Origin of the sequence: Methylomicrobium album BG8, from assembly GCF_000214275.2 — a bacterium.
GTDB classification, from domain to species: Bacteria; Pseudomonadota; Gammaproteobacteria; order Methylococcales; family Methylomonadaceae; genus Methylomicrobium; species Methylomicrobium agile.
The window spans coordinates 955,334-970,000 of the sequence record NZ_CM001475.1; the positions used below are offsets into that span (position 1 = coordinate 955,334).

At 56.5% G+C, this 14,667-nt stretch carries 14 protein-coding genes; 13 read left to right on the top strand and 1 reads right to left on the bottom strand.

From position 1 onward, the window contains the following. Positions 1-351: 351 nt before the first annotated feature. Complete coding sequence (locus METAL_RS04170; protein ID WP_005369945.1) at positions 352-669, top strand: hypothetical protein; 318 nt, start codon at positions 352-354, stop codon at positions 667-669. Between the two features lie 192 nt (positions 670-861). Here METAL_RS04170 and pgi read toward each other — a convergent pair whose 3' ends face one another. Further along, positions 862-2,502: a glucose-6-phosphate isomerase gene (gene pgi, locus METAL_RS04175; RefSeq protein ID WP_005369946.1), complete on the bottom strand. Its 1,641-nt coding sequence runs from the start codon at positions 2,500-2,502 to the stop codon at positions 862-864. Between the two features lie 273 nt (positions 2,503-2,775). Here pgi and METAL_RS04180 point away from each other — a divergent pair, with 273 nt between their 5' ends. The 12 genes from METAL_RS04180 (at position 2,776) to rfaD (ending at position 14,600) form a co-directional block, all read left to right on the top strand. Next, entirely contained in the window at positions 2,776-3,369 is a 594-nt protein-coding gene (locus tag METAL_RS04180; RefSeq protein WP_005369947.1) for a hypothetical protein, read from the top strand. A 99-nt stretch (positions 3,370-3,468) separates the two neighbouring features. Next, complete coding sequence (locus METAL_RS04185) at positions 3,469-4,383, top strand: cupredoxin domain-containing protein (RefSeq protein WP_005369948.1); 915 nt, start codon at positions 3,469-3,471, stop codon at positions 4,381-4,383. Between the two features lie 65 nt (positions 4,384-4,448). Then, the gene (locus METAL_RS04190) at positions 4,449-4,874 is read left to right on the top strand and encodes a YqaA family protein (RefSeq protein ID WP_005369949.1); all 426 of its coding nucleotides are present in this window, start codon (positions 4,449-4,451) and stop codon (positions 4,872-4,874) included. Positions 4,875-5,016: 142 nt separating this feature from the next. After that, complete coding sequence (locus tag METAL_RS04195; protein ID WP_005369950.1) at positions 5,017-5,802, top strand: hypothetical protein; 786 nt, start codon at positions 5,017-5,019, stop codon at positions 5,800-5,802. 6 nt (positions 5,803-5,808) lie between these two features. Then, a complete protein-coding gene (locus tag METAL_RS04200; protein ID WP_005369951.1) occupies positions 5,809-6,891 on the top strand; it encodes a glycosyltransferase family 9 protein in 1,083 nt (360 codons plus the stop codon). Positions 6,892-7,035: 144 nt separating this feature from the next. Then, the gene (locus tag METAL_RS04205) at positions 7,036-8,259 is read left to right on the top strand and encodes an O-antigen ligase family protein (protein ID WP_036303941.1); all 1,224 of its coding nucleotides are present in this window, start codon (positions 7,036-7,038) and stop codon (positions 8,257-8,259) included. After that, positions 8,252-9,004, top strand: coding sequence for a glycosyltransferase family 2 protein (locus tag METAL_RS04210; protein ID WP_005369953.1), 753 nt, complete (start codon positions 8,252-8,254; stop codon positions 9,002-9,004). Before METAL_RS04205 ends, METAL_RS04210 begins: the two co-directional genes overlap by 8 nt. Beyond that, positions 9,001-9,840, top strand: a complete 840-nt coding sequence (locus METAL_RS04215) for a glycosyltransferase family 2 protein (protein WP_005369954.1) — start codon at positions 9,001-9,003, stop codon at positions 9,838-9,840. The genes METAL_RS04210 and METAL_RS04215 overlap by 4 nt, the downstream gene beginning before the upstream one ends. Further along, positions 9,837-11,621 (top strand): lipid A export permease/ATP-binding protein MsbA, encoded by a 1,785-nt coding sequence (gene msbA, locus METAL_RS04220; protein WP_005369955.1) that lies wholly within the window; start codon positions 9,837-9,839, stop codon positions 11,619-11,621. Before METAL_RS04215 ends, msbA begins: the two co-directional genes overlap by 4 nt. Positions 11,622-11,693: 72 nt before the next feature. Then, entirely contained in the window at positions 11,694-12,230 is a 537-nt protein-coding gene (locus tag METAL_RS04225; protein ID WP_051040464.1) for a D-sedoheptulose-7-phosphate isomerase, read from the top strand. Further along, positions 12,211-13,635, top strand: a complete 1,425-nt coding sequence (gene hldE / locus METAL_RS04230; protein ID WP_005369957.1) for a bifunctional D-glycero-beta-D-manno-heptose-7-phosphate kinase/D-glycero-beta-D-manno-heptose 1-phosphate adenylyltransferase HldE — start codon at positions 12,211-12,213, stop codon at positions 13,633-13,635. Before METAL_RS04225 ends, hldE begins: the two co-directional genes overlap by 20 nt. Then, entirely contained in the window at positions 13,632-14,600 is a 969-nt protein-coding gene (gene rfaD, locus METAL_RS04235) for an ADP-glyceromanno-heptose 6-epimerase (RefSeq protein WP_005369958.1), read from the top strand. Before hldE ends, rfaD begins: the two co-directional genes overlap by 4 nt. The last annotated feature ends 67 nt before the right edge of the window (positions 14,601-14,667 follow it).

Consider the following 14,667-nt stretch of genomic DNA (forward strand, 5'->3'; position numbering starts at 1 on the left):
TCTTCTGGCTGGGATTGTGTTATGGTCAATACACTAAAGGGTGTGGCTAAAAATAATCTCCCGGCCTGCCGCCTGATCGTTCCTATCAGTTGTAGGGTGCGCTGTGTGTACCATTGGGAGGGGGAAGGTACGCACAGCGTACCCTACAGCGGTCTGTGCCCTTTGGAGTGTGGCCCAAAGCCGGCGGGGTATCACGATAAACGTTCGGCGGGAGAGCGAGCGGGGGAAGTTATGATCGGCCCAATCCTAAAGTCGACTTAATCCGTTCTATTTTCGGCCGCATGGGATGGTGAGCGGAAAAATGCTATCATCGTTAATCTTAAATTAACTTGAGAGCCTGGGAGAGATTGTATGAAATTTATTAAACCGGCCGTCATTGGCTTTACCCTGACCCTGTCGGCCCCTGTTTTTGCAGACGATCCGCAGGTCGTGAACCAGCCGAGCGGCGCCGATTTCGTATATGATGTCGTGCTGCGTCCGGCCGGTTTTGTGTCGACCGTTTTGGGTACCGGTTTCTATCTTGCGATGAGTCCTTTTACCGCGATCACCTCGCTCCAGCCGCCTCATAATCAGTTCGAAAAATTTGCCGATCTGGTCGTCGTGAATCCGTACAAATTTACCTTTACCCGTCCGGTGGGCGATTATAACTTTCCGCAGACCGAGAGATAATTTCAGGTAGTTCGCCAGATTAGGGATAACGGTGCGGGCAGGATATTGGAGCATATCCTGCCTTTTGCTCAGAGAGGGTAGAAACCCCGATTCGGTTTCCGGAGGTTAAGGCTCTCCGGTTTATTCCGCTTCCCTTCATTCTCCAGATCTATAAAAGGATCTGGCTGGAGCCGCTGTGGTGCGTGCGTACGATTAGGCGCGTTCTTTATATTGTTTATAGGCATTGATCAATCCGTTCGTCGAACTGTCATGGCTGGTGATGATCCGGTCGTTTTTCAGCTCGGGCAGTATCGCCTTGGCCAGCACCTTGCCGAGTTCGACGCCCATCTGGTCGAACGAGTTGATATGCCAGATTACGCCTTGCGTGAAAATCTTGTGTTCGTAAAACGCGATCAGAGAACCCAACGTTCTCGGCGTCATCTTTTTATACAGGAAGGCATTGGAGGGTTTGTTGCCGTCGAACACTTTCGAGGCGACCAGCACCCGGTCTTCCCGTTCTTCCGGCGACAGCCGGGCTTTGACTTCTTCCTCGGTCAGGCCGTTCATTAGCGCTTCCGGCTGGGCGAGGAAATTGGAGATCAGAATATCATGGTGCTCGGGCAGAGGATAATGGCTGTTCGCGGCGGCCATGAAATCGCACGGGATCAGCTTGGTGCCCTGATGGATCAACTGGAAAAAGGCGTGCTGGCCGTTGGTGCCAGGCTGGCCCCAGATAATCGGCCCGGTGCTGTAATCGACCCGATTGCCGTCCAGATCGACGCTTTTGCCGTTGCTTTCCATGTCGCCCTGCTGCAGGTAATCCGCGAAATAGCGCATCGACTGGTCGTAAGGAATCACCGCGTGCGAATCGGCGCCGAAAAAATTATTGTACCAGACGCCAAGCAGGGCCATGATGACCGGAATGTTCCGGTCGAACGGCGTATGGCGGAAATGCAGGTCGGCCTCGTAAGCGCCTTGCAGCAGTTCTTCGAAATGATCCATGCCGATGCTCAGCGCGGTCGATAAGCCGACCGCCGACCACAGCGAATAGCGGCCGCCGACCCAGTCCCAGAACTCGAACATGTTCTCGGTATCGATGCCGAACCGGGCGACATTCTCCGCGTGCGTCGAGATCGCGACGAAATGTTTCGGAATCGCCGCTTCCGATCCGGAGCGCTCGGTCAACCAGTTTCTGGCCGACCGGGCGTTCATCATGGTTTCCTGGGTATTGAAAACTTTCGAGGCGATCACGAACAAGGTCGTTTCGGCGGACAAGGGTTTCAGCACCTCGACCAGATTAGTTTGGTCTACATTCGAAACATAGTGGACTTTGAGCCGATCCGAACCATAAGGGGACAGCGCCGCGGACACCATTTTGGGACCCAGGCCGGAGCCGCCGATGCCGATGCTGACGATATCGGTGATGGCCCGGCCGCTATAGCCTTTCCAATCCCCCGCTCGGACCGCTGCGCAAAAGGCGCGCATTTGGGCCAGTACGCGGTTGATGTCCGGCATCACATCCTTGCCGTCGACATACACGGGGGTGTTGCTGCGGTTACGAAGAGCCGTATGCAGAACGGCGCGGTGTTCAGTGATATTGATGATTTTGCCGGTGAACATCGCCTCGATTTTCTGCCTGAGCCCTTGCGATTCGGCCAAGTCGACGAGGAGGGCAATGGTTTCTTCGTGGATGCGGTTTTTGGAGTAATCGAAAATGATGTCGTCGAGCCGGAGGGAGAACTTTTTGAAGCGGTCCGGGTCTTTCCTAAAAATTTCCCTCATCGATTCGTTTTGAATGTATTGAAAATGGGTTTTGAGTGCGCTCCACGCTTTGGAATGAGTCAATGACGACATTTTTAGGGACTCCAAGATCTAAATAATCCGAATTAGTGGGTGTAAGTCTACGGAAATGAAGGGAGTATGGCAATAGAACATTGGCGGGCGGAAGAAGGTTTGACGGATTACCGGCTGGAAGGTCATCAATGCCTTGAATTTAAGGGTTTTGATATGCTAGAGTGGCCTACTGGCAATTGACTTTATTGGAAATAAGGTTATTTTGGGGAGTTCAAGCGCTGCTTAGAGCTTGGTTGTTGTAAATATAATAATTTATCGAAACTGGAAGGCATTATGAACAGAGCACATTTTATCGCAAAAGGTTTTCTAGGAATGCTGGGCCTGCTGCTGTCTGCGGCGGTCTGGGCGCACGGCGGCGCAGCGGGTACCGATACCGATCAATGTAAATTCGAACTGGAGCCGAGCCACTGGATCCATTACACCGCCTATCAGCCGAAATCCTATCCGGCCGAAGAGTTTTGCGGCAAACTTCCAGGTGCCGCTACCCCGACTCAGCTGGTTTTCGATTACCAGGACATGAGATACCGGAACATGTCGGTTGAATTTGAAGTCACCAAAGAGCCGGAAGGCACCCGGGTATTTTTCCTGCCTGCCAGCAAGCACAAATCCGGCACCGTCAATCTGGACTTGCCGAACGGCGTGCCGGAAGCGGGCAAATACCTGATCCATATCACGCTGGTGCCTGATCAAGGCGATCGCCTGGATGCGCATATGAGCTTCACCGCAGGTACCGGCGCGCCGACCAGCACATCCAGCTATGTGCTGTATATTCTGTTCGCGTTTGCGGGTGTGTATGGACTGTATCTGTCCAACGCCGCATTCAAAAACAAAGTCGACGGTTTGCTCGGAAAGAAAACGAGCGCCTAGTTTTTGAGCTCCGCGAGGGCGGGGTTTTGTTCGCGTTAACGTCTTTCCTGCCGGAAGCGTTAACGCGGAATCTTAGTTTGAAGTTGTAGAGGTAAAGTGATGGTGAAATTATTGTGGGCCGGAGCACTGGTTCTGGGATTTGCTGCGCCGCTCGCGGCTCAAGAATATGAAGACCATAACAAGATGCTGATGGATCACGGGGCCGGCCACTTGATGGACATGGGCGGCGGGATGGTAATGGGGCAAAATACCGATACGTTGCCGGGCGGCTGCGACAAGATTTCGGAAACGAAAGAAATCACGGTCCGTGCCGGGCATAAATACGCGGAGAAATTTCCGGGCAGGATGTTCGCGTTCGACACCCAGGAGTTCCAGTTCAAACCTTGCACCAAACTGACGGTGCACTTCATCAACGAGGACGGCATCAGACATCAATGGATGATGCACGGTTTACCGAAATACCTCTATCCGAAAGGCATGTTTCACCTGGAAGTTTCGGGCCCTGCCAAGATTTCCGGCACGCTGATTCTGCCGCCGGGCGACAAAACCTATCTGGTGCATTGCGATATTGCCCAGCATATGGAAAAAGGCATGAAGGCGCAGCTGAAAGTCGGCGCGGGCAGCGGCGATTTGCCGAGCATTCCGGGCGTGACCGCGCTTGAAATTTCCGACGATTACACCGACAGCGCCATTCCGGTAATTGCGAAGCCGGCGGCTGCTTCGACGACTTCTTCCGAGCCGGGCTCTGTGTCGTCGCCATCTCCTTCCTCCGTTTCGACGCCTGCGGTTCGGCAAGACGATTCTTTCGTTTCCGGCATTACCGTGATCGGGCTCGCGATCGGCTTATTGCTGGCGCCGGTATTGGCGCGTACCTTCAAAGGCATGACGTTTTCCGAAGCCGCCACCCATGCGTTCGTGTTGCTGCGCCAGTTTATCGAGCTGTTGCTGGGCTTGATCGCCAAGCTGGTCAAGATGATTTCTTCGAACAAGTCGAAGATGTTGCCCCGCGGCTGATTTGGATGAATTCTACCGGACCCCTGTCTGCAGATTGCAGCAGGGGTTTTTATTGAGCATCGAAAATGCGGGAAGCCTGGTTTGAAATCGGCGGCTTGTTTGTCAGCGCCTTCGTTTCCGCCACCATCGCGCCCGGAGGTTCCGAAGCGGTACTGGCTTATTTGCTTGCGGAAGGGCGGCATCCGGCCCTGGCCTTGGTCGGCGCCGCGACGCTCGGCAATACCCTGGGTGCGATGACGACATGGGGATTGGGCATGTTGGCCGCAAAACGTTATCCGGCGGCTTCGCTGTTGCCGGAAAAATCGCAAAAAGCGCTGGATGTGGTCATGAAACGGGGCATTTGGGCGTTGTTCTTTTCCTGGCTGCCGGTCATCGGCGATGCGCTGTGTTTTGCGGGCGGCTGGTTGAAATTGCCGCTGTTGACCGGTACGCTTGTGATTCTGCTCGGCAAACTCGGCCGGTATGGGGCAATCGCCTGGGTGTTCGGTTAAGGACTTCCATATCCCAGCTACGAAGGCCTTTTCGAAAATTGAATTGAGCCGCGCTTCGATCCTTTGCCGCTGAGGTCGCGGATTCTGGCTGGAAGAGCGGTATTTGGATCGAGCCGATAAATAATAATCATAAGAGGTGCATGTGCTACGCCATTTTCCGAAGGCAGGGGCGGTCTATTCCCATCGAAAACGCGACTATTTCATCGCGGGCTTTACGTTTTTCTGTGTCGCGGTCTGTCTGTTGAGCGATGCGAATGCGAGCATGGAGAAACAGAATGCGCTGGGCGTTTGCGCCTGGGTGTTTTTGATCGGTCTGCTGCTCGGCGAAAACAAGGAAATCCGGGTACAGGTCGCGATTGCGGTCGCTTTTGCGACGATCGGCGAGCATTTCGCTTCTCCTTTCATGGGCGGCTATACCTACCGCTATCATAACGTGCCTGCCTATGTGCCGCCGGGGCACGGGATGGTATATCTGACAGCGGTTGCGCTGGCCCGCTCCGGCTTTTTCCAGACCTATGCGCGCGAAATCGCCGGCTTCGTGGTACTGGTTTGCGGCGCCTGGTCGTTCTGGGGCATCAGCGGGCTCGGCGAGCAAGGCGATTGGGTCGGCGCGCTGCTGTTCGTGGTGTTTCTGATTTATCTGTTCAAGGGGCGCTCGCCGATGGTGTATCTGGCCGCCTTTTTCATCACTACTTGGCTGGAACTGATCGGCACCGCGGCCGGTACCTGGAAATGGGCCGCGATCGATCCGGTGTTGAAACTGCCCCAGGGCAACCCGCCGAGCGGGGTCGCCGCTTGGTATTGCCTGGTCGATGCGGTGGCATTAGGCGGGGCGCCGCGGGTGTTGGCGATTGCCAAAATGCTGGGGGCGCGCTGGCGGGCCAGAGCGGACAAAAATGCCTGGCAGGGTGCCGGCAGCGGCGAATAGCGCGTCATGCCGATCATAAAAGCGCATTTCTTGAAGCGTCCGCCCGCCCGGATTTTGCTGATCGCGATGCGCTTCCTCGGCGATGCGCTGCTGGCGACGCCGCTGATTCATTCGCTGAAACAGGCATTTCCCGAAGCGAAGATCGATATCCTGATTTACCGCAACACCGCCGGCATGTTCGAAGGCAATCCCGATATCGAACGTATCATTACGACGCCCAACCGCCCGAAACTTCGGGACTACCTGACGCTGATTCCGCGCATTTTCAGGCGCTACGATCTGGCGCTTGCGGTGCAGGCCGGCGACCGGCCCTTCATTTACAGTCTGATCGCGGCGCCGTGCCGGGCCGGGGTCGTGCCGCCCAAAGGGGCCGCCGGCTGGTGGAAGCGTTATTTGTTGAACGGCTATGCCGAGCACGATAACGAACATACGCACACGGTGCTGCAGAACCTGAAACTTGCCGATGCGCTTCGGATACCCCGAAGTCATGCCCTGATACCTCCCCACAGCGGCTCGGTAAAATCCTTTTTACTGTCGCCGGAATACGCGGTGCTGCATCCCTATCCGCAATGGGCCTACAAGCAATGGACGACAGAAGGCTGGCTCGACATCGGCCGCTATCTGCGCCGGCAGGGGTTGCGGTTGGTACTCTCGGGCGGGCCGGGAGAGGAAGAGATCGCCTATCTCGACGCATTACAGAGCAAGCTGCCCGAAGACACGGTCAATCTGGCGGGACAGGTTACCCTCGCGGAATTGGCGGACATCATTGCGCGCGCCAAATGTTTCGTCGGGCCCGACACCGGCATTACCCACTTGGCGGCCGCGACCGGCATCCCGGTCGTGGCGCTGTTCGGTCCGACCAATCCGGTCAAATGGGCGCCCTGGCCCTACGGTTACCGGCAGGACCGGAATCCGTTCGAAAAATCCGGCAACCGGCAGGTGAATAACGTGTATCTGATCCAGGGAGAGGGCGATTGCGTGCCGTGCGACCTGGAAGGCTGCGAGCGCCACCGGTCGAGCCGCAGCGAATGCCTCTGCCGTCTGCCTGCGCGACGCGTGATCGAGGCGATACGGCAGGTATTGCGGTAGCATCGGCCGGAGTTGTCCCGTTTCGGTCGAATGTCCCTGCGAATAGATGGCAGGCAGATCGGCGCACATTTTTTTTACGGCTAAGCTACAATAACGGTCCCCTTTTTTGAACGCAGAAAGAGGGCCGATTTACTCATTTTACGCATGCAGATATCGTCTAACATCAATTTGCCTTCGCGCGTTCAGGAGCGGCTTCTGAATATGGGCGGCATGACCGTGGCCCTGTTCCTCGCCGGGATTTATTTCTCGACAGCGATCGCGGTGGTCGCTTCGATCGTGGTCGGTTTGATCTGGCTGCTGTCGGCCCGGTTCGTCGGTTTGACAACCGTATTGAAGCGTTATCCGGTCGCGGCCTGGTCTCTGCTGCTGTTCGGCTGTTTGATCGCGGGCCTGGCTTACGGCACTGCGCCGCATGACGAGGCGATCGCTTCGTTGAAAAAATACCGCGAGCTGCTGTTCATCCCCGTATTGCTCTCTTTATTGAATAGGCCGCGCTATCGTGACCTCGCCTGGCGGGCCTTTGTGGTAGCTTCGCTGGTGTCGCTGGCGATTTCTTTTCTGATGAGCCTGGATGTTTTGGAAACGTCCTCTTACCACGGAGCTTCCTTGAAAAGCCGGATTACCCACGGCATTTTTATCGGCTTTTTTGCTTTTTATTGCCTGCACCGGTCGATGGTCGGCGGGCCTGCCGGGCGGCTGTACCTTGGCTTGTTTTTGCTCGCCGTGTTCAATGTGTTTTTTATCGTCGAAGGACGCACCGGTCAACTGATGGTTCTGGTGCTGACTGTGTTGTTTGCGGTGCAGCGCTTAAGTTTCAAGAGATGTTTATTGACTTGCCTGGTCCTGGCGATCTTCTTCGGGTTGTTTCTGGGGTTTTCGAACAAGGCCAAGCGGGTCTTTGAAGGGATCGAAAATACCCAGGCCTATATGCAGGAAAAGCCGGAACAGACCGATTCGTCGATGGGGCAGCGTTATACGTTCTGGAAATATTCGGCCAAACTGATTGCCGAAAAGCCGTTGTTCGGGCATGGCACCGGCAGCTTTGCCGAGGAGTATGCCCGCGTTGCGCAAGACGAAAAATTGCTGGCGCAGCATCCGCACAATGAATTTTTGTTTATCGGCGTGCAGCTTGGTTTGTTCGGATTGATTCCTTATTTCGGATTCTTGAGCAGCCAGTTTTTCGAATCGCGCAAATTACCCGATCGGGAAAAATGGCTGGCGCAAGGCTTGTTGATTTCTTTGCTGATTACCAGCCTTTTCAATACCCCGATTTACGATCATACCGAAGGCCACTGGTTCGCCGTGATGATCGCGCTTTGTTTCGCAGCCTTGGAGTCCGGCGAAAAGATGGGCATCGCTCATGCTTAGCGTAATCGTGATCACCAAAAACGAAGCGGCGCATATCGGCCGCTGCCTGGAATCGGTCAGTTGGGCCGACGAAATCGTCGTGCTCGACTCCGGCAGTAGCGACGAGACGGTCGCGATTTGCCGGCGCTTCACGGATAAAGTATTCGAAACCGACTGGCCCGGTTTCGGGGTTCAGAAACAGCGCGCGCTGGAAAAAGCGCAAGGCGACTGGCTCTTCTCGATCGATGCGGACGAAGTCGTGACGCCTGAATTGAGGCGGGAAATCGAACTTGCGATTGCCTCGCCGCAGCTTAACGGCTACGAAATTCCCCGCTTGTCCGATTATTGCGGCCGGTCGATCCGGCACGGCGGCTGGTGGCCGGATTATGTGCTCAGGCTGTTCCGGCGCGAAGCGGGACGGTTTACCGATTCGGCCGTGCACGAGCGCATTATTGTCCAGGGCGAAACCGGTCGTCTGCAGTCGCCGCTCCTGCACGAAGCGTTTGTGAATCTGGACGAAGTGCTGCATAAGGTGAACAATTATTCGGCCTTGGGTGCGGAAATGCTTTACCGGAAAGGCGTCCGGTCTTCCTTGTCCAAGGCGGTCCTGAAAGGGGTGTGGACTTTTTTTCGGACTTACTTCGTGAAGGCTGCGCTGCTGGATGGACGGCATGGCTTCATGCTGGCCGTATCGAACGCCGAAGGCGCCTATTACAAATACCTGAAGCTGTGGGAACTGCAAACGCGCGGACGCCTTCCGTCATGAGCTTGATTTCGGTGATCGTGACGACCTACAACTGGCCGGAGGCTTTGCAGCTTTGCCTCGACAGTCTGTTAGCGCAGACCGACCGTGATTTCGAGATCGTGATCGCCGATGACGGCTCACGGCCGGAGCATCGCGAAACGGCGCAAAGCTATTGCCAAGATGCTCCGGTTCCAATCGTCTATGTCCATCATGAAGATCGAGGTTTTCGCGCGGGCACGATCCGCAACAAGGCTGCGGCCAAAAGCCGCGGCGAATATCTGTTGTTCGTCGATGGCGATTGCTTATTGATGCCCGATTTTATTTCCCGGCATCGTCGGCTGGCCGAGACCGGTTATTTCGTGCCCGGCAACCGGATCCTGCTCAGCCGGGGTTTCACGAACCAAGTGCTGGCCGAACGGCTGCCGATTTATTTGCGGCGCTGGCCTTATTTTTGGTGGCTCAGGCTGCTGGGCCGGATCAATCGCATTTCGGCGCTGCTGCATTTGCCGCTCGGCAAATTGCGTTATTTTCAACCCCGCAAATGGGAAAAGGCGATGACCTGCAACCTGGGCGTGTGGAAAAGCGACTTTATCGCGGTGAACGGCTTCGACGAACTGTTCGAAGGTTGGGGCTATGAAGATTCCGATCTGGTGATTCGGCTGATCCATGCCGGCGTCCGGCGCAAGGAAGGGCGCTTTGCGGTGTCGGTGCTGCATCTTTGGCATTCCTCCAACGACAAGAGCCGCCAGGATTTGAATTACCAGCGGTTGATGGAACGGCTGGCGCGGGAGGATTTTAAAATCGCTGAGCGCGGCGTCGTGCAATATCTTCCCGAACCCGCCTCGACGACACGATGAATTTATCCAGGAAAACTAAAAATAAAACCGCAGCAAAAGGCAGCGCCCAGGTCTATCGGCGCCTCTTGACCTATGTCAGGCCGCACCGGGGACTGTTTCTGATCAGTTTCTTCGGCTTCATCCTGTATTCGGGCACGCAGACACTGTTCGCGGCTTTAGTCAAGCACATCATCGACACCCTGCAAACCGAAGCCCGCGAAGGGATGTATTATTTGCCCCTGCTGTTTAGCGGACTGATCGTGATCCACGGCATCGGCGCCTACCTCGGCAATTATTTCCTCGCGAAAGTTTCGACCAATGTCGTGCATGCGCTGCGCTGCCAGATTTTCGACAAATACACCGAACTGCCGACGACCTATTTCGATGCGAACAACAGCGGTTACATGATTGCCCGGATCACGAACAATGTCGGCGAGGTGACCCGGGCCACGACCGATTCGGTGCGGACTTTCGTACGCGAAGGGCTGACCTCGGTCGGGATGATCGCCTATCTGTTTTACACGAATTGGAAGTTGTCGATGATATTCGTCGCGATCACGCCGATCATTGCGGTATTGGTCACTTACGTCAGCAAGCGCCTGCGGATGATCAGTAAGCGCATCCAGGAATCGGTAGGCGACATGACCCATATTACTTCCGAATTGGTCGGCGGCCACCGGGTCGTGCGCAGCTACGGCGGCGAAGCCTACGAAAAACGGCGCTTTCTCGAAAGCAGCCTGTATAACCGGCGGCAGTCGCTGAAGCTGGCGACCACGATGGCGATTCACAATCCTTTGATGCAGTTCATCATTGCGATTGCCTTGTCCGGCTTGATGTACCTGGCGCTGTTCTTCATGCAGAAAGCCACGGTCGGCGAATTCGTCGGCTATCTGACCGCGGCGTTTCTGCTGCCGCGGCCGATTCGGCAGCTCAGCGATGCGAACGGCGAGATTCAGAAAGGGATTGCGGCGGCCGAATCACTGTTCGAAATTCTGGACGAGCAAGGCGAACCGGACACAGGCGATTTCGAAACGGCCAGAAGCCGGGGCGCGCTGGAATTCAAAAATCTGTCGTTCCGCTACCCGGGCGCAGGCGACTGGGCGTTGAAGAATATCGACGTCAGGATCGAACCCGGCCAGACGGTGGCGCTGGTCGGCGCTTCCGGCGGCGGCAAGAGTACCTTCGCGAATCTGATTCTGCGCTTCTATCCGCACGACGAGGGCGAAATCCTGCTCGACGGCGTTGAAATCAACCGCTACAGACTGGCCAATTTGCGGCAGCAGATCGCCCTGGTTACCCAGCAGGTGATCCTGTTCAACGATACGATCGCGAACAACATCGCCTATGGCGCCTTGGCCGGCGCCGAGCGCGAAAAAATCGAAACTGCCGCGCGCGACGCCTATGCGCTGGAGTTCGTCGACAAGCTCGATCTGGGGCTCGATACCGAGATTGGCGAGAACGGCGTCAAGCTGTCCGGCGGTCAGCGCCAGCGGCTCGCGCTCGCGCGCGCCTTGCTGAAGGATGCGCCGATCCTGATTCTCGACGAAGCTACCTCGGCCCTCGATACCGAATCGGAGCGTTATATTCAAGCCGCCCTGCAAAAAGTGATGCAGGGCAGGACCACGCTGGTGATCGCGCATCGGTTATCGACGATCGAAAATGCTGATATGATTCTGGTGATGGAGCACGGGCGGATCGTCGAGCGCGGCTTGCATCAGGAGCTGCTGGCGCTGAACGGGGCCTATGCGCGGCTGCACCAGATGCAGGTCAAAGAGCCGGCCGAAGCAGGCGATATCACCTGATCGAATATTTCAAAGTACTGAGAGGATGTTGATTTGAAAACCTTTATTGCCGAGCTCGAACAGCATCAGGCGATGATCGAAAAGCTCAGGACGCGCACCGATGTGATCGAATCGGCCGGCGAGCTTCTGATCGATACGCTCAAACAGGGCGGCAAAATCCTGCTCTGCGGCAACGGCGGCAGCGCGGCGGACTGCCAGCATATCGCGGCCGAGTTCGTGGTCCGCTACGAAAAACACCGGCGGCCGCTGGCGGCGATCGCGTTGACGACCGACTCTTCCATTCTGACCGCGCATTCGAACGACTATCATTTCGACAGCGTGTTCGCCCGCCAGGTCGAGGCGCTCGGCACCGACAACGACTGCCTGATCGCGATTTCGACCTCCGGAACCAGCAGAAACGTGCTGAATGCGGCCGAGGCCGCAATCGATAAAGGGATGGCGGTGATCGGTTTGACCGGTAATGGCGGCGGCATGCTGGCCGGAGTCGCGACGATGTCGATCGTGGTGCCTGAGCAAGTGACTGCGCGGATTCAGGAGGCGCATATATTGATCGGACACTGGTGGTGCGGCTTGGTCGAGGAGGCGTTTCATGATCGCGACCACACCTGATTTTTCCCCGGCACGGATTCTCGTCGTCGGCGACGTGATGCTGGACCGCTATTGGTCCGGCCAGGCCGCGCGCATCTCGCCGGAAGCGCCGGTGCCGGTCGTCAAGGTCAAAGGCAGCGAAGAGCGGATCGGCGGCGCCGGCAACGTCGCCTTGAATATCGCCAGGCTGGGCGGCAGGGTGACCTTGCTTGGCGTGGTCGGCGACGATCCGGAAGGCGAAAGGGTGCGCGACCTGCTCGAAGCTGAAGGGGTCGTCTGCGACTTCGTGGTGGCTGAAGGCGCGCGCAGCATCTGCAAATTGCGGATCATGGCCCAGCATCAGCAATTGCTGCGGCTCGATTTCGAAGATACGCCGATCGCGTTCGACGGCGCCCAGATGAGCGCGAAGCTGAAGCGGCATCTGCCCGATCATGATGCGGTCGTGTTTTCCGACTACGGCAAGGGCACGCTGGCCGATGTGACGCACCATATCGCGACCGCGAAGCAGACCGGCCTGAAAGTGTTGGTCGATCCGAAAGGCGTCGATTATGGGCGCTATCGGCATGCGGACGTGATTACGCCGAACCTGTCCGAGTTTTTTGCGGTGGCGGGCGCTTGCGCGAGCGAAGCCGAAATCCTGGACAAAGGACGGGAGCTTCTGCAGCGCTGTGGAATGCAAAACTTGCTGTTGACGCGCGGCGAAGCCGGCATGACGCTGATTCGGGAAACCGAAACCCATTCGTTGCCCGCGCAAGCCAAGGACGTTTTCGACGTGACCGGCGCCGGCGATACGGTGATCGGGGTAATGGCGCTCGGGGTGGCGCTGGATCTTCCTCTGCACGAGGCGATGTGCCTGGCCAATCTGGCCGGTGGCATCGTGGTCGGCAAGCTCGGTACCTCGACCGTTTCGGTCGAGGAGCTGAGCCGGGCGCTGCACGGCGACCGCGGATCGCAGTACGGAATCGTCTCCGAAGACGAACTGATGCATATCGTCGCCCGCGCGAAGGCCCATAACGAAAAGATCATCATGACCAACGGCTGCTTCGACCTGCTGCATGCGGGGCACGTGACCTATCTGGAGCAGGCGAAAGCGCTCGGCGATCGGCTGATCGTGGCAGTCAATTCGGATGCGTCGGTCAGGCAGTTGAAAGGCGAGTCGCGCCCGATCAATGGTTTGAAGGAACGGATGACCGTATTGTCCGCGCTGGCCTGTGTGGATTGGGTTGTCGCCTTCGAGGAAGAAACGCCGGAACGCCTTTATTGCCGCCTGTTGCCCGACGTGCTGGTCAAGGGCGGCGATTACGCGCCCGATCAGGTTGCCGGCGGCGATTGCGTGATCGAGGCGGGCGGCGAAGTCAGAATTTTGCAGTTCGTCGAGGGGCAATCGACGACATCGATGATCAACAAGGCGAGGGGGACAGCATGATCGTAGTGACGGGCGGCGCCGGGTTTATCGGCAGCAATCTGGTCAAGGCATTGAACGAGCGCGGCGAGCGAGACATTCTGGTCGTCGACAATCTGCTGAACGGCCGCAAGATGCATAATCTGGCCGATCTCGATATCGCCGATTATCTGGACAAAGACCAGTTCATTCAAAAGCTCGAATCGCCCTGTTTCTTGAACCGGGTTCGGGGCGTGTTCCATCAGGGCGCCTGTTCCGCCACGACCGAATGGGACGGGCGCTTCGTGATGGAAAACAATTACGATTATTCGAAACGTCTATTGCAATGGTGCATCGGCAAGAATGTGCCGTTCATCTATGCCTCCTCCGCTTCGGTGTACGGCAGCGGCGAAAACGGCTTCCGGGTCGAACGCGAATGCGAGCGGCCCATCAATATGTATGCTTACTCCAAATTCCAGTTCGACCAGTACGTGCGGCGAATCTTGCCGGAAACCCGGAGCCCGATCGTAGGCTTCCGCTATTTCAATGTTTATGGGCCGCGCGAACAGCACAAAGGCGCGATGAGCAGCACCGCATTCCATTTCAACCGGCAAGTGATCGAGCAGAAAAAGGCGAGATTATTCGAAGGGTGTGACGGCATCCCGAACGGCGAGCAGCGGCGCGACTTTGTCTACGTCGGCGATGTGGTCGATGTGAATCTGTGGTTTTTCGATCATCCCGACCAGCGGGGCATTTTCAATGTCGGTACCGGCAAAGCCGAGACATTCAATCAGGTCGCCCGAGCAGTCATCGACTGGCACGGCGAAGGCGAGATAGAATACATTCCGTTCCCGGATCATCTGAAAGGCGCTTATCAAAGCTATACGCAGGCCGATATTTCCGGTTTGCGGCAGGCGGGTTATCAGAGCGAGTTTTTGAATGTAAAACAGGGTGTGTCTAAATATCTGGACCGGCTGAATGGTCCCAAGGGAAAAGTGCTTAATTCTTAAGGAAATTTTGTGGTGTTAAGATTTACCATCGCAAAAAATTCACAAAACCGTTTGCCAAGTCCGAAAA

What these genes read in the sequence shown, in the direction of transcription:
- msbA (WP_005369955.1), top strand. Translation starts at nt 9,837, where the DNA reads ATGAATTTATCCAGGAAAACTAAAAATAAAACCGCAGCAAAAGGCAGC.
- METAL_RS04200 (WP_005369951.1), top strand. Translation starts at nt 5,809, where the DNA reads ATGCCGATCATAAAAGCGCATTTCTTGAAGCGTCCGCCCGCCCGGATT.
- hldE (WP_005369957.1), top strand. Translation starts at nt 12,211, where the DNA reads ATGATCGCGACCACACCTGATTTTTCCCCGGCACGGATTCTCGTCGTC.
- METAL_RS04185 (WP_005369948.1), top strand. Translation starts at nt 3,469, where the DNA reads ATGGTGAAATTATTGTGGGCCGGAGCACTGGTTCTGGGATTTGCTGCG.
- rfaD (WP_005369958.1), top strand. Translation starts at nt 13,632, where the DNA reads ATGATCGTAGTGACGGGCGGCGCCGGGTTTATCGGCAGCAATCTGGTC.
- METAL_RS04205 (WP_036303941.1), top strand. Translation starts at nt 7,036, where the DNA reads ATGCAGATATCGTCTAACATCAATTTGCCTTCGCGCGTTCAGGAGCGG.
- METAL_RS04170 (WP_005369945.1), top strand. Translation starts at nt 352, where the DNA reads ATGAAATTTATTAAACCGGCCGTCATTGGCTTTACCCTGACCCTGTCG.
- METAL_RS04190 (WP_005369949.1), top strand. Translation starts at nt 4,449, where the DNA reads ATGCGGGAAGCCTGGTTTGAAATCGGCGGCTTGTTTGTCAGCGCCTTC.
- METAL_RS04180 (WP_005369947.1), top strand. Translation starts at nt 2,776, where the DNA reads ATGAACAGAGCACATTTTATCGCAAAAGGTTTTCTAGGAATGCTGGGC.
- METAL_RS04215 (WP_005369954.1), top strand. Translation starts at nt 9,001, where the DNA reads ATGAGCTTGATTTCGGTGATCGTGACGACCTACAACTGGCCGGAGGCT.
- pgi (WP_005369946.1), bottom strand. Translation starts at nt 2,502, where the DNA reads ATGTCGTCATTGACTCATTCCAAAGCGTGGAGCGCACTCAAAACCCAT.
- METAL_RS04210 (WP_005369953.1), top strand. Translation starts at nt 8,252, where the DNA reads ATGCTTAGCGTAATCGTGATCACCAAAAACGAAGCGGCGCATATCGGC.
- METAL_RS04225 (WP_051040464.1), top strand. Translation starts at nt 11,694, where the DNA reads ATGATCGAAAAGCTCAGGACGCGCACCGATGTGATCGAATCGGCCGGC.